The organism is Actinopolyspora lacussalsi (assembly GCA_030803735.1).
Taxonomy (GTDB): domain Bacteria; phylum Actinomycetota; class Actinomycetes; order Mycobacteriales; family Pseudonocardiaceae; genus Actinopolyspora; species Actinopolyspora lacussalsi.
This window is the reverse complement of record JAURUC010000001.1, coordinates 2,065,195-2,086,824: the sequence shown is the minus strand read 5'-3', so window position 1 is coordinate 2,086,824 and position 21,630 is coordinate 2,065,195. Positions and strand designations below refer to the sequence as shown.

Genomic DNA, 21,630 nt, shown 5'->3' with positions numbered 1-21,630 from the left:
CGATATTGGACGGCACCACCCTGTTGGCGGTAGGAAGGCTTTTTCGTGACTACCGCGTGTCGGCCGCGCGTGCGCGGTAGGCGGGTCGGGTGTGCCGCTGCTCCGGCCGTGAAACACACCCTAGGCTGGAGGGATGCCCGCCACCACGCCACGCCCGGTGGCCGTTCTCGGTCCCACCGCCACGGGCAAGTCCGAACTGGCGCTGCGACTGGCCGAACGGCTGGGCGGCGAGATAGTCAACGTCGACGCGATGCAGCTGTACCGCGGGATGGACATCGGCACCGCCAAGCTCCCACCGGAGCGGCGACGCGGCGTACCGCACCATCAGCTCGACGTCCTCGAGGTCACCGAGACGGCCTCGGTAGCCGCTTATCAGCGGCACGCCAGATCCGATGTGGAACGGCTGCTGGACTCCGGGGTCCCGCCGATCCTGGTCGGCGGTTCCGGGCTCTACGCACAGGCGGTGCTGGACGAGCTGAACTTCCCCGGAACCGACCCGGTCGTACGGCAGCGCTGGCGACAGCGGCTGAACCTGATCGGCCCCGAAGCGCTGCACCGCGAACTCGCCGAGCTCGATCCGCCCGCGGCGGAGTCGATATCGCCGTCCAACGGCAGGCGAGTGGTTAGAGCGATGGAGGTGATCGAGATCACCGGACGTCGGTTCTCCGCCAATCTCCCCGAACCCGGCCCGCCTCGTTACGGCACCCTGCTCGTGGGGCTTGACCGTTCCGTGCCCGAACTCGACACCAGGGTCAACGCGCGAGTCGCCGAGATGTTCGACGAGGGACTGGTCGAAGAGGTTCGTGCGTTGGAGGATCGCGGGCTGCGGCAGGGCCGCACAGCTTCCAGAGCGCTGGGATACCAGCAGGTGCTGGCCGAGCTGGACGAGGCGGCGGACATGACGGCCGCCGCCGCCGAGACCGCGCGAGCCACCCGACGGTTCGTGCGGCGACAGCGTTCCTGGTTCCGCAGGGACAAGCGCATCCACTGGTTCGACGCGGCGCGGACCGACACCGTGCAGGAGGTCTTCCGGCTCCTGGGCCGCGCCGGTGCGGAATGAGTGACCGTTGGCGTGCCGTTTCGCCGACGAACGAGGTTCGGATTCCGCGGTGTGTCCCGGATGGGTGCGTACCCGGCGGCTAGACTGTGGCGGTGCAGTCTTACGCGGGACCGGAATTTCTCAAGGGGCACGGAACCGAGAACGACTTCGTCGTGTTGCCCGACCCCCGGGGCGAACTCGACCTGACGGCGGCACGGGTACGCGCGTTGTGCGACCGCAGGATCGGCCTGGGCGCCGACGGCGTGCTGCGGGTCGTTCCGGGCGGTCTGCTGGGCGAGGAACTCCCCTCCGACGTCCCCACCGACGCGTGGTTCATGGACTACCGCAACGCCGATGGTTCCGTGGCCGAGATGTGCGGCAACGGGGTGCGCGTCTTCGCGCGTTACCTGCTCGAATCGGGGCTCGCCGCGTCGGGGAACGTTCCGGTGGGCACGCGTGCGGGGCTGCGTGGAGTCCTCGTCGGCGAGGACGGACGCGTGACCGTTGACATGGGCGGTGCTGCCGTCACCGGGCACTCCAGCGTCACCGTCGCGGGTTACGCGATGTCCGCGCTGGCGGTGGACCTGGGCAATCCGCACCTGGTCTGCGTCACGTCCGGAATCGGTGACCTCGACCTGTCGGTACAGCCCGGTTACGACCCGGAGCTGTTCCCCCACGGCGTGAACATCGAACTGGTGGAGCCGCTCGACGAGCGGGAGCTGCGGATGCGGGTGTACGAGCGAGGCGTTGGTGAAACCCGTTCGTGTGGCACCGGGACCGTAGCCGCCGCCGTGGCCGCGCTGCGCGCCGACGGCGGTGAGAACGGTGTCCGTCTGGTGCACGTTCCGGGGGGAACGGTGGAGGTCGAGGTCACTCCGGAGACCACTACGCTGACCGGGCCGGCGGAACTCCTCGCCCGGGGTGAGCTCGACGCCGACTGGTGGCGGCGTATCGGCGAGCCCGTACTGGTCACTTCGGGTACGAACCGGTGAAAACCAGTGGACGGTCGTGCCATAATACAGGGTGGCAGGACCGAACCGACCACCCCCGAGGGGCGACCCCGAGTGGCGCCTCCCGAGAGCGGGGCCGACCGGGTCAGGGCCGCCCGCGGTTTCGCCGTGGGCCTTGCCCAGCCGCGGTTCGTTCGGAGCGGTCGGGCCACAACCGGATACCCCACTAGTGACTGAGTAAGGATTACTTGAGAAGCCGTTATCACACCGATGAGCGCCCCGAAGCGGCCGAGTGGAACACCGGCGCGGACGGCGCTGACGTACGGACGGCCGGTGAACACCTGAGCACGGACTCCCGGGAGCCCTCCATCGGCGAGATGGAGCGCGCGGAGCGTGCTTCGCTGCGCCGCGTTTCCGGTCTTTCCACCGAGCTGTCCGACATTACCGAGGTCGAGTACCGCCAGTTGCGACTCGAACGGGTCGTACTGGTCGGCGTATGGACGGAAGGTACCGCCGTACAGGCGGAGAGTTCACTCGCCGAACTCGGCAGACTGGCCGAAACCGCAGGCTCGGAAGTGCTGGACGGTGTGGTCCAACGCAGGGACCGCCCGGACCCCGCGACCTACGTCGGCCCGGGCAAGGTGCGCGAACTGCGGGACATGGCACTGGCGGCCGGAGCCGACACCGTCATCTGCGACGGTGAGCTCGCACCGGGTCAGCTCAGGCAGCTGGAGGAGAAACTCAAGATCAAGGTCGTGGACCGCACGGCCCTGATCCTGGACATCTTCGCCCAGCACGCCAGTTCCAAGGAGGGCAAGGCCCAGGTCGAGCTCGCCCAGTTGCAGTACTACCTGCCACGGCTGCGTGGTTGGGGTGACAAGATGTCCCGGCAGGCCGGTGGGCGCGCCGGTGGCGGCAACGGTGGTGTGGGTACCCGTGGTCCCGGTGAGACCAAGATGGAGACGGACCGTCGGCGGATCCACAAGCGCATCAGCAAGCTCCGCAAGGAGCTCGCCTCGATGAGCACCATCCGTGAGACCAAGCGCTCGCGCCGTGTCGCCAACGCCGTTCCCGGGGTGACCATCGCGGGTTACACCAACGCGGGCAAGTCCAGTCTGCTCAACGCACTCACGGGCAACGGGCTGCTGGTGGAGGACTCGCTGTTCGCGACGCTCGATCCGGCCACCCGCAGTGCCCGTACGCCGGACGGCAGGCCCTACACCCTCAGCGACACCGTGGGGTTCGTGCGGCACCTGCCGCACCAACTGGTCGAGGCGTTCCGTTCCACGCTGGAAGAGGTAACCAGGGCTGATCTGCTGTTGCACGTGGTGGACGGCACCGATCCCGCGCCACAGGAGCAGGTCAGCGCGGTGCGTGAGGTCGTCACCGAGATCAGTGCCGAGCAGGGCGGTACGGTCCCACCGGAGCTGGTCGTGGTGAACAAGGCCGACGCCATGGACAACACGAAGGTCGTCGAGCTACGCAGGCTACTTCCCGAGGCGATCTTCGTCTCGGCCCGTTCCGGAACGGGAGTCGAGGAGCTCAAGCGCGCTGTCGCCGACTGGATGCCCCAACCGGATGTCTACGTGGACGCGCTGGTGCCCTACACCAGGGGTGAGCTCGTTTCCCGCGTGCACACCGAGGGTGAGCTCGTCGCACGTGAGCACACCGCGGAGGGAACCAGAGTGCGTGCCAAGGTCCGGACGGATCTGGCCAACGCGCTCGAACCGTTCGCCACGACGGGATGAGCCGGTCCCGGCGCGTCGCCGCGTACTGCCGGTGACCGCCGGCCGGCTCCGCGTTGACCGGTGGGTACGCCTCCGGGCAGCCGAGCATCGGTGCGCCACCCGCGCCACGGGTTCGGTGCACGCCCGGGCAGGAGCGGCTCGCCGAGTTGTCGAGACCGGCGGTCGGGGACCGGAACTGGTTCGCCGTGGGAGACGCTGGTAGTCGGGTGCGCGTCTACGAACTCGACTCGTCTGACTGCTCGGTGGTCCGCTTCCACTCCGTCGAGACGGATACCTACGACGTGGTGAATCTCGGACGGCGGGCCGACGGCACGCTGTGGCTGGCCGACACCGGGGACAACAGCTCGCGCAGGGACACTGTGGCGCTGCACGTGATCGATCCCTCCGGCGCGACCGAGCTCTACCGGATGAAGTGCCCGGATGGCCCGCACGACGCCGAGGCGCTGCTGTTGGGCAGGGAGGGAAATGTCCACCTCGTCACCAAGAACCCGCTGGGTGCCGTCCCCGCCCCGGCTCGGGAGACCTCTTCCTCACGACTTCAGCGGCCCCCACCACCTCACTCTCCGAGTGGCGGTCCCCGCCAGGGCGGCGCGTCCTGCTCGGCCTCGGGGGAACAGTCCTCGTGCTGCTGCTCGTCGTGAGGGGCGATCCGGTATCTGGGCAGCCATCCAGCGGTTCCGATTGAGCGGGGGAGTCGTCACCACTGATGGTGACAGCGGCGATCACCAGATCAGCCGACTTTCCATGACCGCTGTTTACAGCCGCTCAGCTGACCGGGGTCCTGTATCCCGCTTCTTCCGTCGGTGTCGCGGCTGCGTGCTGCCGCACTCGTGGTGTCAACGAGAAGGCGACGAGCATCAGTGCCGCCCCTACGAAGGGAACGTAGCTGGCTCCCAGGGTGCCGACGACGACACCACCGATGGCGCCGCCCACACCGGTACCCAGGTACAGCCCCGATATGTTCAGAGCCATCGCCGTCATGCCGGCCTGTGGCGCCGCCGCGAGCACACTTCCCTGCATGGGCGGGTTGAGACTCCAGGCGAAAGTGGACCACAGTGCCACCAGGATTCCCAGCACAATCGCGCTCGTCACGCCGGAGACGCCGAACAGCCCGGCCAGGAGCAGCGCGGCCAGGTGGCCTCCGACCACCAGTTTCAGCGTGCGGTGGGGGCCGAGGGCGTCACTGACCCTGCCACCGAACAGCGCTCCCACGAGACCGAGCAGTCCCACGATGAGCAACATTCCCGCGCGCAGATCAGCACCGCCACCCACTGTCGCGGTGGTGAACGGACCGATGTAGTTGTAGAACATCAGACCGCCTGTTCCGCACAAGAACGTCACGGTCACCAGCCGTGCCACCGGTAGGCTGCGCAGTGGACTGAGCCGTTCGGCCAGCGGTGCGGCGGGACTGCCCGCGATCCTGGGAGCGGTGGCGAAAACACCGAGCGCCGAGAGTGCTCCCACGGCCGCGATGAGCCAGAACGTGGCGCGCCACCCGTAGAGCCCGCCGAGTAGCGTTCCCAGCGGAACACCGGTGAAAAGTGCCACGGTCATCCCCGCGGTGACCACGGACAGATAACTGCCCTGTCGACCTTCGGGTGCGCCGGAAGCCGCTGTGGCGAAAGCGGCCGAGGTGACGCTCGCCGCTGCCAGCGCGGCGACGATGCGAGAAGCCATCAGCGTCCAGTACTCGGGCGCGAGAGCGGCGGCAGCGTTGGCCACCGTGAAGACCGCGAGCCCTCCGCCCAGGACGAGTCGTCGCGGCAGCCTGTCGAGCACGACGGCCAGCGTGGGTGCTCCCAGGGCGTAGACCACTGCGAAAGCGGTCACCAGTTGCCCGGCCACACTCACGGTGACATCCAGGCTTTCGGCCACTTCGGGGAGAACCCCCGCGATGACGAACTCGTCGGTGCCCGTTGCCAGCAGCGCCGCAAACAGCACCAGCAACCAGGGCGGTATCCGGTGGGACACGGCGAACCTCCTTGCGTATCGCTCGTTAAGTCGAAGCTGGTGTCATGACGAGTGGCTGTGGGGGCCACCCCGGCACTTCGATCAGCTGTATTCGTCGAACGTCGGGTTCGAGTACTGTCATTCGCTGCTGCGTCAGGTGTTCGTGGTGCCTGACGAATTCCGTTCGTTGCCAGTCGGGGAGCACCGTTTTCGCGTTCGGACCCGATTCGGTTCGTCGGTCGCGATCCCGGTATTCCGTGTGGTCGTCGCGGGCACGGTCGCCGCGCGAGACGGCCGGGCCCGCGCGTGATCCCCGGACGGTTCGAGTCGTGCGAAGTGTTCGAAGGGCGCTCCTCCTCCGTCGTGCCGCTCGCGAAGTCCGGTCGAACCTTGCTCCGACATTAAAAAACCAACTGTCCCGTTTTGTCAAAGCGGATATATCGTGGTCCGAGTTACTCTTCGTGTTGGGTATCGATGACAGTATGTCGTTTTCGGAGGCCATGAGACAGCTGGGTGTTCGCGCTGGAACTGGGAGTTTTTCCGAGTTTTACCTGATGGTCCCGATGTTGGTCGTGGCTTGCGGGGTGAGCCGATCGTCATGTGTTCGGGGGTCGAACAGCTTGGCAACTAAGAGGGTAAATGGTCGGTTTTTGTCGCCGTAGGGGCGGTGGAACGGAGGAGGACATCCGAGCGGAGGGGAGATTCGAACGGAGAGTACGGACCGCCCTCGTCGAACAGGCCGTTCCGCGATGGTCACTCGCGGGGGATGTTCGTCCGCGTCCCTGGGGAATGGCGGAGCCGGGATCTCGTCCTACTGCCGAAGTTCGTGGCGGGCCCGCGGGAACGGCGTCTCCCGGGAGACGGAGGTAGGGCTCGGGTGATTCGAGCGGAGGAAGTAGTGGTGCCCGCTGTCGCGGGCAGGGGCATTGTCGCGGGCAGGGGCATTACGGATGGGGCTGCTACGGATGGGGCCGCTGCACCTTGAGTCGGGAAATCCGAGCGCCCCGGGAAATACGAGCGCCCCGGGAAATACGAGCGGAACTCGTCAACTGGTCCGACAGCGGGTACTTGAGCCAGCGCTGTTGTCGCTTTCCCGCCCCGATGAAACGGCTTCCGTGTCGAAGCGCTACGGCCGGGCCAGGCGCTACGATTCTCCGCCGAAGAGTCACATCTTGCGCAGCACAGCGACCACCTTGCCGAGCACGGTGGCCTGATCGGCGATGATCGGCTCGTACTCGTCGTTGTGCGGTATCAGCCACAGGTGTTCCGCCGTACGTTTGAAGGTCTTCACCGTGGCTTCCCCGTCGAGCATCGCGGCCACGACGTCGCCGTTCTCCGCGTCGGGCTGTTGCCGGACCGCCACCCAGTCACCATCCGTGATGGCCAGGTCCACCATGGAGTCGCCCACCACGCTCAGCAGGAACAGGGAACCCTCTCCGACGACCTCCCGCGGCAGCGGGAACACCTCGTCCACGGACTGCTCGGCGAGGATGGGCTCGCCCGCCGCGATACGTCCCACCACCGGCACGTAAGCGGGGTTCGATCCGTCGGGGAAAGTCGGGGATTCCGAGTCGTCATTGGTGACCACGCCGACCGTGCGGGGGCGATGCGGATCACGCTTCAGGTACCCGCGTCCTTCGAGTACACGCAGCTGGTATGCCACCGAGGAAGTGGACGTCAACCCCACGGTGTCGCCGATCTCGCGCACACTGGGCGGATAGCCGTAGTCCCGCATCCACTGTCGGATCGTGTCCAGCACGCTTCGCTGGCGCGAAGTGAGCTCGTCGTTCGGCTCCGAGGCGGTCTCGCCGTTGTTCTCGGAGTCGGTCGCCCGGGGTGTCGTGTCGGCTTCGCCGGACGTCCCGCCGTCGAACCGGTCGGAAGCGTAGCCGTCCACCACGCCCTCCTGTTCATCGCCGCTCGCGCGTGCACGCACATCTCCAGATTAGACGGCGCGCGGACTCGGATCAAACACTAGTTCGAGTGAATTCGTCGTGTTCTCGCCTCGAAAACGCGGTCGATCGGGCGGTTCCTCGGCCGCCGCGACCACGTGCGGGTGGATGGAGCCGTCAGGTGTGGCCGAGGCGCGCGAGGGCGTCCCAGCCCTCCAGCTCTCGCTGTTGCCGGAGGCGAGCGGGCCCGCCGGTGTCGATCACGGTGAACCTCTCGCGCTCGGACCGATTTGGTGCTAGACCGTTCGTACAGCAGTTCGATCGAACTCGTGTTCGATCGCGCTCGGATGTGTTGCGGACGGGTCGGTCGTCCCAGCGGGGAAGGCGTGCGGTTCCCGGTGATGGGGCTCCTGTGCCGGGCCGTGGATACCGAAGATTCGTACGGGGAGTCGCGATGCCGGTGTTTCGTGTTGCCAGGAGGCTCGAGGACCGCGAGTGCCGGACGGTGGTGGGACGCCGCGCTGCTTATGATCGCGGGGCGCGGTATCTTGCCGCTGCGTCCTCGCGCGCTCCCGCGGGCCCGCGCGCGTCGAGTACTGGGCCGCCAAGCGGCCACGAGAGTTGTCGTGGTGACTCGCGATGCTCGGTTGCCCGCTTCGAAGCGTCGTGCTCCGTTGTCGGGTGCCGGGGCGGCGCGCCCGGTGGTGAGTCGCTCTCCGGTCCGCCGCGCTCGCCTGTCGTCGAGATCGCCTTGCTCGTCGCGGCGGCCCTGGGGGCGGGTGCGTTCGTCTTGCTCGTGGGAGTGGCGCTTTCGCTCGGGTGAGGCGGGAGCCGGCGTGCTCCGTGGCGGCGTCCGTCCCCGAGCAGCCGGAGCGGCGTTGTGATCGCTGTCCGGGGGGTGGTCGACATCCTGCTTCCCGAGTTGCTTATGATTCGGGCCAGGATTAGGCTCAACCACAACATCTAGTAGTTGCATCGTTGTGATTAATCCATAGCTTGGGTGTGGCCGTCTTGTCGACGGCTGCTCACCCCCAGCGGTGTCAACCGTCCGCGAGGTACCGGGCGTCGCGTCGTGCGCGCCCTTGGACCATTGGGCTGTGTCGAGGGGATGACTGGCGATTGCGCTGTCCGTTCTGTCGAGGTGACGATTCGCGTGTCGTCGACTCCCGTGAGGTGGAGGAAGGGCAGTCGATCCGGCGCAGGCGGTCGTGTGCGGGCTGTGGACGCAGGTTCACCACTGTCGAGGAGCTGGTGCTCACGGTGGTGAAACGTTCGGGGGTGACCGAGCCCTTCAGCAGGGACAAGGTCGTGCGTGGGGTTCGCCGCGCGTGTCAGGGGCGCCCTGTGGCGGAGGACGACCTGCAGCAGCTCGCCCATCGAGTCGAGGAGACGATCAGGTCGCTCGGTGTTCCGGAGGTGCCCAGCCACGAGGTGGGGCTGGGGATCCTCGGCCCGCTGCGTGAGTTGGACGAGGTCGCCTACCTGCGGTTCGCCAGTGTCTATCGTTCGTTCACCTCGGTGGAGGACTTTGAACGTGAGATAGCCGAACTGCGCAGGGCGGAGGGGCCGGATCCGGAGAACTCCGGAGCCGGGGAGACCCCCGCGGACGGCGAGGAGAACGAATCCGCCGGTCAACAGGACGAGGCGAGTGCGAATGCCTAAACCGGGCAAGGGGGCGGCGCGCCGCCGAAAGGGCGGTGCGGAACGCGAGCGGGGCGCCCGTTCGGGCGATAACTCGCAGCGTGAGAAACCACCGGGACGGACGGGGAGCCCGGACGGTGGAAGTAGGAGAGCGAGCGACAAGGGAGAGGCCCGAATCATGACAGAAACCGTCGGTAACCCGACCGCCGTAGGGGAGTCGGAGTCGGGTAGCCGTGAGGCGGGCATCCGGGTGGAGCGTGTCTACACGACCGAGGGTGTGCATCCCTACGACGAGGTGAACTGGGAACGACGCGACGTCGTCATGACCAACTGGCGTGACGGCTCGGTCAACTTCGAGCAGCGTGACGTCGAGTTCCCCGACTTCTGGTCGCTGAACGCGGTCAACATCGTCACCAGCAAGTACTTCCGCGGCGCGCTCGGCACCCCGGAGCGGGAGAGCAGCCTGCGGGAACTGATCGACCGAGTGGTCAAGACCTACGCACGCAACGGTGCCGAGCACGGCTACTTCGCCACCGAGCTGGATGCCGAGGTTTTCGAGCACGAGCTGACCTACATGCTGCTGCACCAGGTGTTCAGCTTCAACTCGCCGGTCTGGTTCAACGTGGGGACCACCTCGAAGCAGCAGGTGTCGGCCTGTTTCATTCTTTCGGTGGACGACACGATGGAGTCGATCCTCGACTGGTACAAGGAGGAGGGGCTCATCTTCAAGGGAGGCTCGGGCGCGGGACTGAACCTCTCGCGTATCCGCTCCTCCAAGGAGCTGCTCTCCTCCGGCGGCACCGCGTCCGGGCCGGTGTCGTTCATGCGGGGAGCCGACGCCTCGGCCGGGACCATAAAGTCCGGCGGTGCCACTCGCCGTGCCGCGAAGATGGTCGTGCTCGACGTCGATCACCCCGACGTCGAGGAGTTCGTCGAGACCAAGTCCAAGGAGGAGCACAAGATCCGCGCGTTGCGTGACGCGGGATTCGACGTGGACCTCGGCGGCTCCGACATGGTCTCGGTGCAGTACCAGAACGCGAACAACTCGGTGCGGGTGAGCGACGAGTTCATGCGTGCCGTCGAAAGCGACGGCCAGTTCGGGCTGCGGGCCCGTACCGACGGCTCGACCACCGACAGTGTGCAGGCCAGGGATCTGTTCAACCGGATGGCTAGGGCCGCCTGGGAGTGCGCGGACCCGGGAATCCAGTACGACGACACGATCAACGACTGGCACACCAGCCCGGAGTCGGGCCGTATCACTGCCTCGAACCCGTGCTCGGAGTACCTGCACCTGGACAACTCCAGCTGCAACCTGGCCTCGCTGAACCTCATGAAGTTCCTCCGCGAGGACCTCACCTTCGACGCGGACCTGTTCCGGCGCACGGTCGAGCTCGTGATCACCGCCATGGACATCTCGATCAGCTTCGCCGATTTCCCCACGGAATCGATCGGGCGGACCACCCGTGACTTCCGGCAGCTCGGCATCGGTTACGCCAACCTGGGCGCGTTGCTGATGGCCACCGGACACGCCTACGACTCCGACGGTGGGCGGGCGCTGGCCGCCTCGATCACCTCGTTGATGACCGGTACCGCTTACAAACGTTCCGCCGAGCTGGCCGGAGCGGTCGGACCGTACGCGGGCTACGCCCGCAACGCCGAGTCACACCAGCGTGTGATGCGTAAGCACGCGGCCGCCAACGATCTGGTGCGGACGTACCACCACAACGACGTCGCCGTGCACGACCTGGCGACCCAGGTCTGGCAGCGCGGGCTGGAGATCGGCGGGCGCAACGGCTGGCGCAACGCCCAGGCGTCCGTGCTGGCACCCACCGGGACCATCGGTCTGATGATGGATTGCGACACCACCGGTGTCGAACCGGATCTGGCGCTGGTCAAGTTCAAGAAGCTGGTCGGCGGCGGCTCCATGCAGATCGTCAACCGGACCGTGCCCCGCGCGTTGCGTGCGCTGGGATATCCGGACGAGCAGGCCGAGGCGATCATCGAGTACATCTCCGAGCACGGTCACGTCGTCGACGCTCCCGGGCTGCGCCCGGAGCACTACGACGTATTCGACTGCGCGATGGGCCAGCGCTCCATCGCCCCGATGGGGCACGTGCGCATGATGGCCGCCGTGCAGCCGTTCCTGTCCGGATCGATCTCCAAGACCGTCAACATGCCGGAGCACGCCACGGTCGAGGACGTGCAGGAGATCTACTTCGAAGGATGGCGACTGGGACTGAAGGCCCTGGCCATCTACCGGGACAACTGCAAGGTCGGCCAGCCGCTGTCCGCGGGCAGCGGCGGCAAGGGCCAGAACGAGGACAAGGAGCAGGCCGAGAAACGGGTCGAGAAGGAGATCGAGTACCGGCCGGTCCGCAAGCGGCTGCCCAAGAAACGTCCCAGCCAGACCGTGTCGTTCACGGTCGGCGGGGCCGAGGGTTACCTGCACGCCGGGTCCTACCCGGACGACGGTCTCGGTGAGATCTTCATCAAGCTCGGCAAGCAGGGCTCCACGCTCGCCGGTGTGATGGACGCGTTCGCGATGTCCATCTCGGTCGGCCTGCAGTACGGGATTCCGCTGGAGTTCTACGTATCCAAGTTCCAGAACGTGCGTTTCGAGCCCGCGGGGATGACCGACGATCCGGACGTGCGGATGGCCAGCAGCGTGCTCGACTACCTGTTCCGTAGGCTGGCGCTGGATCACCTGTCCTACGAGAAGCGGGCGCAGCTGGGCATCTTCACCGCTCAGGAGCGCACCGAGCAGGTCAACGGCGCGGCGGAGGCGGAGACCACCAACCAGGTGGAGTCGATGCGCGAATCGGTCGACTACTCCCAGCAGCCCACCCCGTTGGTGCAGAATCACTCCGACGATTCCGAAGCGGGAAGTTCCACCGAGCTGTTGGAACTGAAGCTGGGCAAGGCGGCCGACGCTCCACTGTGCATGACGTGCGGCACCAAGATGCGGCCGTCGGGCTCCTGCTACCTCTGCGAGGGGTGCGGCGCCACCTCGGGATGCAGCTGACAGCCGCTCAGCGCCAGTAGGATTTCGTCGACTCGGGGTGAGTTCGGGGAGCCGGTCCGCCGACCGGCTCCCGATTCCTCGTTCGAACTCCGGGGCGGGACGGAGGTCGGGAAAACCGGTGGCGGCGACCGTGGTGCGGGCGTCACGCTTGATCGGTGACCGAGGAAACGAATTGTCTTGCCCTGCGAGTGATCGTTCCCGATCCGCCGGAGGTCGGAGCGACGGTCGAGGTGCGGCCATTGGTCGACGGCACGGACGTCGTCGCCACTGGGCTGCCCGGCGAACCGGCCGAACCCCCGTTCCGGTTGTTGGCGCCCGAGACTCCGCTGCTCGCGAGCAGCGAACCGCACGAGGTGCGGTTGGCCGAGGCTGTCTGCACCGAGGAGTGCTGCGGCGCGCTGTACGTGACGATCCGCCGCGACGGTGACCAGGTCGTCTGGTACGGCTGGCGCGATCCGGACAGTTCGGACCCCGAGCTGCCCGACTTCCGGTTCGACGCGCGGCAGTACCGGGCGGAGATCGATCGGGCCCGCTCCGATCGAAGCTGGGAGTGGACCGCGTACACCGTGGCTCGGCTGTTGTGGCGAGACCTCGAGCAGCGGCCGCAACCGTTCGAACGATGGAGCTGCCTACTCAGCGGAGCACATTCCTACCCCTGGGAGAGGGATCGGATCAACATCTTCTTCATGTATCCGTGTCGACCCTCTTCCGCCGAGCCGTGGCTGCAGTTCAGGATCGTGTGGCCCGTTACCGAGACCGACCCGTTGACCCAGGCGGCCGAGTTCGCCGAGCGAATTCGCACCGCGGATCCACGGGAGCTCGGTGAGATCTGCGGTGGATCTCCAGAGAACGCGAGGCAGCTAGGGTACTCCTGGCCCCGCTGACGCCGGTGCCGCGGACTCCCGCTCGGGAGGATGCCCCGTTTTCGCGCGGCCGGGAGAAAGCACTCCGATTCCTCGGCTACACATTGGCGCAAATCCGCCGCGCTTCGTGATTGACATTCCATCGGTGGGTGGCAAGCTGCTGGTTGACCTTGCAACCTGATCGTGGAGTTCGCATGTGGCGAGCGCGAGCGGCCGTTGTCTCCGCCCTGGTGGTCCTGCCGTTGACCGGTGCCCCCGCGAGCGCGGGAGAGGTCACACGACCACCGGAGCCAGTGATCGAGGACGGCGCGGCGCAACCGGTGTTCGACGCCTCGAACGCCGTGCGTGAGGACCTGTTCGTAACGGCCGATGTGGACAGTGACGGCGACGGGCGTGACGACCGGGTACACGTGCAGGTCGTCCGTCCGGAGGAGACCGAGCACGGGATGCGTGCTCCGGTTGTCTACCGGGCCAGCCCCTACTTCGCGGGCGGCAACCCGGTCACCAACCACGACGTCGATCGTGAGCTCTACGTTCCGGATCGGGCCGCGGCACGCGCCGCGGGAGTCGGAGCCTCCTCCGCCAGATCCGCATCCGCCGAGATCGACTGGGCTTACCAGGATTTCCTGCTGGAACGGGGATACGCGGTCGTCTACGCCGAGTCACTGGGAAGCGGGGCCTCCGAAGGGTGCCCGACCTCCGGTGGACGCAACGAGACCATCGGCGCCAAGTCGGTCATCGACTGGCTGAACGGGCGGGCCCCCGCGCACGATTCCTCCGGCGAGCAGGTTACGGCCGACTGGTCCACCGGGCAGGTCGCCATGATGGGTGTCTCCTACAACGGAACACTGCCCAACGCGGTGGCCACGACCGGTGTGGAGGGCCTGGAGACGATCGTGCCGATCGGCGCGATATCCAGCTGGTACGACTACTACCGCGCGGACGGGGCGGTGGTGGCGCCCGGCGGTTACCAGGGTGAGGACACCGATGTGCTCGCCGAGTACGTGCACACCAACGACCGGGACTGCTCGGCAGCCATCGACCGGTTGCGCGGAGAGCAGGACCGGCTGACCGGTGACTACAACGAGTTCTGGAACGAACGCGACTATCTCGACGGGGTCTCGAACATCGACGCCTCCGTGCTGACGGTGCACGGTCTCAACGACTGGAACGTCAAGACCAAGCAGGCGGCACAGTGGTACGAGGCGCTGCGTGAGAACGGCGTCGAGCACCGGATCTGGTGGCACCGGGGTGGGCATCTCGACCCCATCGGAGTACGCCGGGACGAGTGGCTGCGTACGCTGAACCACTGGTTCACGCACTATCTGCACGGTGTGAACAACGGAGTTCGCTTCGAACCCCGGGCGACCATCCAGCGCGCCGACGGCAGCTGGCATCGCGAGTGGGAGTGGCCCGCTCCCGCCGCCCGCGAGATCTCGCTGAGCCCGACTCCCGGTGGTTCCGAGCGCGGTGGTCTGCGGTTGTTCCGCCACGGTTCGACGGACGTCGTCGAGAGTCTGCGCGACGACGCGGGCGAGACGGCCGAGGAACTCGCGAGTGTGGAGAGCTCACCGCACCGGCTGGCCTACTTCACGCGTGACCTACCGCGCGGTGTCCGGATCAGCGGCACGGCGCGGGCCGAACTCGCGCTGTCGTTCGACCGTCCCGCCGCCAACGTCACGGCCGTGCTCGTCGATCGTGCTCCCGACGGCACCGTCACCCCCATCACCCGTGGCTGGACCGATCCGCAGAATCGTCGTTCCGTGGCGAGGACAACCCCGATCGAACCGGGTGAGCAGTACCGGATCGAGGTGAGCATGATGCCCGACGACTACGTCCTCCGGCGGGGGCACAGCCTCGGAATGGTCGTGCTCTCCAGCGATCACGACTACACGCTGCGCCCGTCCGCCGGAACCGGGCTGCGCCTGGACCTGTCGGACAGCGAGCTCCGTGTTCCCGTGGTGGTCGCTCGTGGTGAGCGCGATCGTTTCTTCTGAACCCGCGTAGCGGCACCGCTCGGTGCGGCTCGGTGACGCCACCACCGGGCTACACCGGGCGGCCTGCCGTCCGCTAGCCGTCCACATCTCCTCGAACCCTGCACAAGCAGCGGAATCCGGGTTTTCGCGTCAGCTCCGTGACGTCGACTTTGGAGGTATGGGTTCTACCGCGAAGCAACGCACTGTCCGACTCTCGGCCCCGGCGGAGTACCTGGCTGCGATTCCGCACCTGCTCGGCTTCTACCCGAGGGATTCACTGGTACTGACCACGCTGCACGGCGGTCCGGAGGTGGCGAGGCTGGGGATGACCGCCCGGGTGGATCTCCCCGAACCGAGCTGCCGTCGTGAACTGGCGGCGGAACTGGTGCGGGGGCCGGTTTCGCACGACGCTCCCGACGGTCTGCTGGCCGCCGTCGTCGCGACCCCGGCCGCCGATTCCGCCCCGGAGACCGATCCGGCCCCGGACATCGATCCGGCCCCGGACATCGATCCGGCCCCGGACATCGATCCGGCGGAGTCCGGAAGCGACGTTCCCGCAACCGTACGGCCGCCGGATCCCGTCACGGGGGATCCACCGCACTCCGGACTGGTGGAGTCACTGCGGCACGAGCTGCGCACGGCCGACATACCGCTCGTCCGAGCACTCTGGACGCCCGAGATCCGACCGGACGGGATCTGGCGGTGCTACGGCGAGCGTTGGGACGGAACGGTATCCGATCCGAGGTCCTCCCCGCTGGCGGCCGAGCTGGCCGTGGCGGGGGCGATCACGTTCTCCAGCAGGGAGGAACTCGCGGCGAGTATCGGTCCGGAGTCCCCGGAGACCACGGCCAGGTGGTCGGCACGGCTGAACCTGATGCAGGACGAGGCGGAGCCGCACCGGGGTGACGCGACGATGTGCGCCGCCGACACCGAGGCGGTGTTCGCCGCGATCCGCCGTACCGCGCGGGGCAGTCCGCTGACCGAGGAGGACCTGTTGCGAGTGCTGGTGGCGTTGTCCGATTACCGGGTGCGGGACCTGGCCATGGGAATCGCGCTGACCGTCTGGTCCCGTGCCGCCGAACAGCTGTGGTTCGCGCTGGTCAGAAAAGCGCCCGAACCCGAGGTCGCCGATGTGGCCGCACTGCTGGCGTTCTCCGCGTATCTGCGGGGTGACGGTGCCCTCGCGAGCGTGGCGCTGGACCGGGTCGAACGGACCAGGCCCGCGCACCGTCTCGGTGAGCTGTTGCGGCGAGCGCTGGACAGCGGGATAGGTCCGGAGGAACTCGCCGTCGTGGTGCGCGACACCGCGGTGGACGCGCGGTTGATGATCGAACAGGAGGAAACCTGAGTCCGGCCACCGGACTGTCCCCGGGCGGTGAACTCGAATGTGGGTGAGTTCCGCCGTACGAGCTTCGTTGAACGCAGGACACTTCCGCACACACGTGACCCGAGTGGGGCGTGCTCCCGGGAGCGACGAGGGAGCGGCTGGTCCGACATGTTGGGTCGTCACGTCGGCACGGTGTCTGCAGCGACCGTATGCTTACTCGTATCACGGCTCGATACGGCGAATTTCCCCTCATCGGCTGTCACTACCGCGACACCACACGATTCGGACGGGAAAAGCATCATGTCAAGTTTGATGGTGGACTTCATCGTTTCGCTCGACGGTTATGCGTCCGCGGACGGGTGGCCGGGTTACTGGGGCATGGCGGGACCCGAATACCTCGCCTGGATAGCGGAAGGAGCCGAACAAGAGCACACCGTGCTCATGGGTGCGACCACGTACAGGCTGATGTCCGATTTCGCGCCCGAGATTCCTGATGATCCCGGCATAGCCGCATTGACCGCGATGCCCAAAGTGGTGTTCTCCTCCACCTTGGAGACACCACTGTCATGGGCCAATACCGAGTTGGCCGAAGGGGACGCCGTTGAAGCCGTGCGGAACATGAAGCGGCGCGGTTCGCTGCCCATGCGCACCATCGGCAGCCTCAACCTGAGCAGGTCATTACTCGAAGCCGGTGTGGTGGACCGTTTCCGTCTCGTTGTTTTCCCGGTCATCACGGGCGCTACCGGGAAGGAGCGTATCTTCGACGGGTACCCCGATCTCGCCCTCGACCTGGTCGAAAGCCGTACGTTCGACGGTCGGATCCAGTTGCTCGAGTACGTTCCCACTGTGCTCGACGGCCCGCTCGGCGTTGGTGGCTGAGTGCGGCGTTCCGGGTGGAGCCGCTGCCGGGTGTCGTTCTCGGCTTATCGACCGAACCGGGGCCGCGTCCTTCACCATGGAGCGAACCGTTCCGAAGGGTAAGCACCGGACCATCGTCGAGTGGAAAAGCTCGGTCCGGTCCGCTGCCGTACTCGGTCAGTTCCTGTCGTCGCGGACGAAGTCCCACGCGTCGCGTACGATCTCCTCGATCTCGCGGCGCTGTGGGTACCAGCCCAACTCCTGCTGGGCCCGCTCGCTCGAGGCCACCAGCGTGGCGGGATCCCCCGGACGCCGTTCCGCCACTTCCGCGGGAATCTCCCTGCCGGTCACCGCACGGCACGCGTCGATGACCTGCTTGACCGAGAAGCCCGTGCCGTTACCGAGGTTGTAGATCCGGTGGTTGCCCGGCAGCGATTTCTCCAGGGCCAGTACGTGCGCTTCCGCCAGGTCCCGCACGTGGATGTAGTCCCGCAGACAGGTGCCGTCCGGCGTGGGCCAGTCGTCCCCGGCGATGTGGACGCGGTCGCGCAGACCGCGTGCCACTTCGAGAACGATCGGAATCAGGTGCGTCTCCACCGTGTGCCGCTCTCCCAGCCCCCCGTGGGCACCGGCCACGTTGAAGTACCGCAGGCTCGTGGCCGCGATGCCGTACGCGGTCGCGTAGGAGGTGATGGCGTGATCGATGGCCAGCTTGGTGGCCCCGTAGGGGTTGGTGGGCCGAGTCGGGGCCTCTTCGGTGATCGGAACCGAGTCGGGCTGCCCGTAGACCGCCGCGGTCGAGGAGAACACGATTCGCTCGACAGCGTGCTCGCGCATCGCGTCCAACAGTCGTACGGAGGTCAGCACGTTGCCGTGCCAGTAACGCGCCGGATCCTTAGTCGATTCCGCCACCAGCGACTTGGCGGCGAAGTGCAGCACCCCGTCGAAACCCTCCGCGAGAACCTCCGAGGCGTGTTCGGCGACGTCGCCCGTCACCAGCCGACAACCCTCGGGAACGGAGTCCGCGTGCCCGGTGGACAGATCGTCGAGTACCACCACCTGATGCCCCGCTTCGAGTAGCCGGGCGGCACAGACGCTACCCACATATCCGGCGCCTCCGGTTACCAGCAGTTTCACGTTGCATTACCTCCCGACAGTATCGATTCACAGCGTGGGCCGATCCCGGGCGCGCTCCACGATGAACCTCCGAGCGGCCATCCGCTCGTGCCACGGCGAGTGCGCCGGCCCTCGACGCGACTAGCGATCCCGTGCCGCTCCGGTGGAGGGAACGGCGGTGAACAGCCGAGGCGAGGCGAAACCGTGCCGCTCGAACGCTTCGGTGACGGCCTGCTCCGTCCGGGGACGCAGCTCGGTGGAGACCAATGCGATCGCCGACCCTCCGAAACCACCGCCGGTCATCCGGGCACCCGAGGCGCCCGATTCCAGCGCCGCCTCGACGGCGACGTCGAGCTCCGCGCAGGAGACCCGGTAGTCGTCGCGCAGGCTCGTGTGCGAGGCGGTCAACAGCTCACCGACCTCGGCGAGTTCGTCGCGCCGCAGCCGCCGCAACGTTTCCAGCACCCTGTCGTTCTCGGTCACCACGTGCCGAACCAGTGGACGCAACTCCTCGGGCAGCCGTCGCAGCGCATCGTCCAGCTCCGCCGCCGAGATGTCCCGCAGCGCGGAGAGCCCGAGCAGTTCGGCCGCCTGTTCGCACCCCTTCCGCCGGTCCCCGTAGCCGGACTCGCTGTGCGAGTGGTTCGCGCGGGTATCGACGACCAGCACTTCCAGCCCACTGCCCGCGGCGTCGAACGGGATCTGCTCGGTCTCTCCCGAGCGTACGTCGAAGAACAACGCGTGAGCCCGTTCGCAGCGCAACGAGGCCGTCTGGTCCAGCAGTCCAGTCGGGGCCCCGACGAACTCGTTCTCGGCCCGACGGGTCCAGTGCGCGACGTCCATGACGTCCGGTGCGTTCGGACCGTCCAGCGCTCGCCCCGCCGCGTCCAGCAGCGCCAACGCGGTGGCGCACTCCAGCGCGGCGGAAGAGGAGAGCCCCGCGCCGGTGGGCACCTCGCCGGAGATGACCAGATCCGCGCCGGGCAGCGAGATACCGGACTCCCGGAGAGCCCAGGCGGCTCCCGCCGGGTAGCTCGCCCAGCCGCTCGGCTCGCCCGCTTCGAGGTCGTCGATCCGGAACGTTCCGGCGCGCTGCAGCGTGTTGTCCGAACCGTGCGTGGCCAACGACAGCAAACCGTCGTCCCGCCGCCGCACGGCGACCGCGGTGCGGTGCGGCAACGCGAACGGAAAGACGTAGCCGTCGTTGTAGTCGGTGTGCTCGCCGATGAGGTTGACCCTGCCGGGTGCGGACCAGACCGAATCCGGTTCCACCTCGTGTTCCGCCACGAAAGCCTTCGTGGCTCGCTCCGCCGCCCCGCTCAACGCGGCCGAACCAGGACGGCGTGTGCGACGGACGGGGGCAGTTGGGTCGCACCGGAGCTTCCCCGCACGTCGATCGGCTTGTTGCTGCCGACCACGGAAACTATCTCGATGTCGTTACCCGGGACCACGTCCACCGTTTTCAGCGAGTTCATCAGCTCCGGGTCGAGTTGTACGTGTTCGGCGATCCTGCACACCAACGCGCGGCCACCACCGTTGCGGGCGATCTCGTCCACACGTTGCAGTTCGGTGTCCACCTCGGGAGCACCGTCGCCGACCCCCAGATCGTCCAGTCCGGGGATCGGATTTCCGTACGGCGAAGTGCTGGGGGTGCCGAGCAGGTTGACGAGCTTGCGCTCCACGGCCTCGCTCATCACGTGCTCCCAACGGCACGCCTCGCTGTGCACGTGCTCCCATTCCAGACCGATGACGTCGACCAGCAGTCGCTCGGCCAAGCGGTGCTTGCGCATCACACCGATGGCCCGTTCCCGGCCTGCCCTGGTCAGTTCCAGGTGCCGATCCTCGGCGACCGACAGCAGCCCGTCCCGCTCCATGCGGGCGACGGTCTGGCTGACGGTCGGCCCGCTCTGTTCCAACCGTTCCGCGATGCGGGCTCGGAGCGGGACGAGCCCTTCTTCCTCAAGCTCGTAGATCGTCTTGAGATACATCTCGGTGGTGTCGATGAGATCGTTCACGCCAGCTCCCCATTCGGTCCACCATCAATGCTAGCCCGAACGCGAGCCCCTGACTGGTGCCCGGTCGGAGTCTCGTTTCTCCGCCCGTTCCCTGCCGGGAGGGGCGGGCGGTCGCCCGGGAGCCAACGGCCTTCGGGAGAGGGGCGGACCGGTCCGTGACGATGTCGATACGGTGCTCCGACAGCCGCTGCCGAAGCGGCTGCGCTGCCGGTGGCTCGGCTTCCGAGCTGGGCTCGAGTCCTGCTCCGGCCGGATCACCGGGCCGCGGTGACGTTCGGCGGGCACGCAGTCGAACATCGGCACGTTCAACGTGATGAAGTCACCCGGACCGAGACCGGAGGTCGCGATGAGTCCGCTGATCAACCCCCGACAACTCGAGTCCGCGCTCGGCGGTACCGAGCCGCCCGTAGTGCTGGACGTTCGTTGGAATCTGCTCGGGCCTCCCGGGGAGCGGGAGTACGCCGAGGGGCACCTGCCCGGGGCGGTGTTCGTCGACACCGAGACCGAGCTGGCCGCCCCACCAGCCGGGGAGGCCGGTGGTAGGCATCCGCTGCCGGATCCCGAGGTGCTGCAGCGAGCGCTTCGTCGTGCCGGCGTGAACTCCGACCGGCGAGTGGTCGTCTACGACTCCGCGGACGGTTCGGTGGCCGCGCGCGCCTGGTGGTTGCTGCGTTGGGCGGGACACCCCGATGTCCACGTGCTCGACGGCGGATTCGCCGCGTGGTCCGCCGCCGGGTTGCCCGTCACCAGGGAGGTGCCGCGACCGGAACCGGGGGAATTCGTGGTCTCTCCCGGGAACATGCCGGTTACCGACGCGGAGGGGGCGCGGCGACTGGCTCGCACCGGGATTCTGCTGGATGCCAGGGCGGGCCAGCGGTACCGGGGTGAGACCGAACCCGTGGATCCGCGAGCCGGACACATTCCGGGGGCCTACAACGCTCCCGCCGGGGAACACGTCACCGCTGCCGGCACCTGGCGTTCTCCGACCGAACTGTCGACGCGGTTCACCGAGTTCGGCCTCACCGCGACGGGGGTCGCAGGAGCCTACTGCGGTTCCGGGATCAATGCCTGTTCGGTGGTTCTCGCGTTGGAGCACGCCGGGCTGCGCACTCCGGAGAACCCGGCGGTGCTCTACCCGGGGTCCTGGTCCGAGTGGTCCGCCGATCCCCACCGACCCACTGCCACCGGTGCCTGGCCGGGATGAGTCAACGGGTGTGTCACGTCCCTCCTGGC

16 protein-coding genes are annotated in these 21,630 nt (G+C 67.4%); 11 read left to right on the top strand and 5 right to left on the bottom strand.

Annotated elements, in window-relative coordinates:
- The first annotated feature begins 133 nt into the window (after positions 1 to 133).
- From miaA to J2S53_RS09170, 4 genes are all read left to right on the top strand, one after another.
- A complete protein-coding gene (miaA, locus tag J2S53_RS09185; RefSeq protein WP_456240636.1) occupies positions 134 to 1,060 on the top strand; it encodes a tRNA (adenosine(37)-N6)-dimethylallyltransferase MiaA in 927 nt (308 codons plus the stop codon).
- A gap of 92 nt (positions 1,061 to 1,152) precedes the next feature.
- Positions 1,153 to 2,031 carry a diaminopimelate epimerase gene (gene dapF, locus J2S53_RS09180; RefSeq protein ID WP_092979405.1) on the top strand — a complete coding sequence of 293 codons (879 nt, stop codon included), beginning with the start codon at positions 1,153 to 1,155 and terminating at the stop codon, positions 2,029 to 2,031.
- Between the two features lie 335 nt (positions 2,032 to 2,366).
- A complete protein-coding gene (hflX, locus tag J2S53_RS09175) occupies positions 2,367 to 3,737 on the top strand; it encodes a GTPase HflX (protein WP_456242752.1) in 1,371 nt (456 codons plus the stop codon).
- Between the two features lie 146 nt (positions 3,738 to 3,883).
- On the top strand, positions 3,884 to 4,378 hold the full coding sequence (locus J2S53_RS09170; RefSeq protein ID WP_456240635.1) for a hypothetical protein: 495 nt from the start codon (positions 3,884 to 3,886) through the stop codon (positions 4,376 to 4,378).
- A 124-nt stretch (positions 4,379 to 4,502) separates the two neighbouring features.
- On the opposite strand, the gene J2S53_RS09165 is transcribed toward J2S53_RS09170, so the two are convergent.
- Together J2S53_RS09165 and lexA are read right to left on the bottom strand one after the other, a co-directional pair.
- On the bottom strand, positions 4,503 to 5,708 hold the full coding sequence (locus J2S53_RS09165; RefSeq protein WP_456240634.1) for an MFS transporter: 1,206 nt from the start codon (positions 5,706 to 5,708) through the stop codon (positions 4,503 to 4,505).
- Positions 5,709 to 6,852: 1,144 nt separating this feature from the next.
- On the bottom strand, positions 6,853 to 7,584 hold the full coding sequence (lexA, locus tag J2S53_RS09160; protein WP_456242751.1) for a transcriptional repressor LexA: 732 nt from the start codon (positions 7,582 to 7,584) through the stop codon (positions 6,853 to 6,855).
- A 1,114-nt stretch (positions 7,585 to 8,698) separates the two neighbouring features.
- Between lexA and nrdR the strand changes: the two genes are divergently transcribed.
- The 6 genes from nrdR (at position 8,699) to J2S53_RS09130 (ending at position 17,287) form a co-directional block, all read left to right on the top strand.
- Entirely contained in the window at positions 8,699 to 9,241 is a 543-nt protein-coding gene (gene nrdR / locus J2S53_RS09155) for a transcriptional regulator NrdR (protein ID WP_456240633.1), read from the top strand.
- 157 nt (positions 9,242 to 9,398) lie between these two features.
- Positions 9,399 to 12,242, top strand: a complete 2,844-nt coding sequence (locus J2S53_RS09150; protein WP_456240632.1) for a vitamin B12-dependent ribonucleotide reductase — start codon at positions 9,399 to 9,401, stop codon at positions 12,240 to 12,242.
- A gap of 155 nt (positions 12,243 to 12,397) precedes the next feature.
- Positions 12,398 to 13,126: a hypothetical protein gene (locus tag J2S53_RS09145; protein ID WP_456240631.1), complete on the top strand. Its 729-nt coding sequence runs from the start codon at positions 12,398 to 12,400 to the stop codon at positions 13,124 to 13,126.
- A 173-nt stretch (positions 13,127 to 13,299) separates the two neighbouring features.
- Positions 13,300 to 15,102, top strand: a complete 1,803-nt coding sequence (locus tag J2S53_RS09140) for a Xaa-Pro dipeptidyl-peptidase (protein WP_456240630.1) — start codon at positions 13,300 to 13,302, stop codon at positions 15,100 to 15,102.
- Positions 15,103 to 15,259: 157 nt separating this feature from the next.
- Positions 15,260 to 16,429 (top strand): DUF4192 family protein, encoded by a 1,170-nt coding sequence (locus tag J2S53_RS09135; RefSeq protein ID WP_456240629.1) that lies wholly within the window; start codon positions 15,260 to 15,262, stop codon positions 16,427 to 16,429.
- A gap of 279 nt (positions 16,430 to 16,708) precedes the next feature.
- The gene (locus J2S53_RS09130; protein WP_456242750.1) at positions 16,709 to 17,287 is read left to right on the top strand and encodes a dihydrofolate reductase family protein; all 579 of its coding nucleotides are present in this window, start codon (positions 16,709 to 16,711) and stop codon (positions 17,285 to 17,287) included.
- Between the two features lie 156 nt (positions 17,288 to 17,443).
- On the opposite strand, the gene galE is transcribed toward J2S53_RS09130, so the two are convergent.
- The 3 genes from galE to J2S53_RS09115 form a co-directional block, all read right to left on the bottom strand.
- Entirely contained in the window at positions 17,444 to 18,403 is a 960-nt protein-coding gene (gene galE / locus J2S53_RS09125; protein WP_456240628.1) for a UDP-glucose 4-epimerase GalE, read from the bottom strand.
- A 120-nt stretch (positions 18,404 to 18,523) separates the two neighbouring features.
- Positions 18,524 to 19,705 (bottom strand): galactokinase, encoded by a 1,182-nt coding sequence (galK, locus tag J2S53_RS09120; RefSeq protein ID WP_456240627.1) that lies wholly within the window; start codon positions 19,703 to 19,705, stop codon positions 18,524 to 18,526.
- The gene (locus J2S53_RS09115) at positions 19,702 to 20,397 is read right to left on the bottom strand and encodes a metal-dependent transcriptional regulator (protein WP_456240626.1); all 696 of its coding nucleotides are present in this window, start codon (positions 20,395 to 20,397) and stop codon (positions 19,702 to 19,704) included. Before J2S53_RS09115 ends, galK begins: the two co-directional genes overlap by 4 nt.
- A 346-nt stretch (positions 20,398 to 20,743) precedes the next feature.
- Between J2S53_RS09115 and J2S53_RS09110 the strand changes: the two genes are divergently transcribed.
- The gene (locus tag J2S53_RS09110; RefSeq protein WP_456240625.1) at positions 20,744 to 21,601 is read left to right on the top strand and encodes a sulfurtransferase; all 858 of its coding nucleotides are present in this window, start codon (positions 20,744 to 20,746) and stop codon (positions 21,599 to 21,601) included.
- The last annotated feature ends 29 nt before the right edge of the window (positions 21,602 to 21,630 follow it).

What these genes read in the sequence shown, in the direction of transcription:
- hflX (WP_456242752.1), top strand. Translation starts at nt 2,367, where the DNA reads ATGGAGCGCGCGGAGCGTGCTTCGCTGCGCCGCGTTTCCGGTCTTTCC.
- J2S53_RS09135 (WP_456240629.1), top strand. Translation starts at nt 15,260, where the DNA reads ATGGGTTCTACCGCGAAGCAACGCACTGTCCGACTCTCGGCCCCGGCG.
- J2S53_RS09140 (WP_456240630.1), top strand. Translation starts at nt 13,300, where the DNA reads ATGTGGCGAGCGCGAGCGGCCGTTGTCTCCGCCCTGGTGGTCCTGCCG.
- J2S53_RS09130 (WP_456242750.1), top strand. Translation starts at nt 16,709, where the DNA reads ATGTCAAGTTTGATGGTGGACTTCATCGTTTCGCTCGACGGTTATGCG.
- miaA (WP_456240636.1), top strand. Translation starts at nt 134, where the DNA reads ATGCCCGCCACCACGCCACGCCCGGTGGCCGTTCTCGGTCCCACCGCC.
- J2S53_RS09150 (WP_456240632.1), top strand. Translation starts at nt 9,399, where the DNA reads ATGACAGAAACCGTCGGTAACCCGACCGCCGTAGGGGAGTCGGAGTCG.
- J2S53_RS09110 (WP_456240625.1), top strand. Translation starts at nt 20,744, where the DNA reads ATGAGTCCGCTGATCAACCCCCGACAACTCGAGTCCGCGCTCGGCGGT.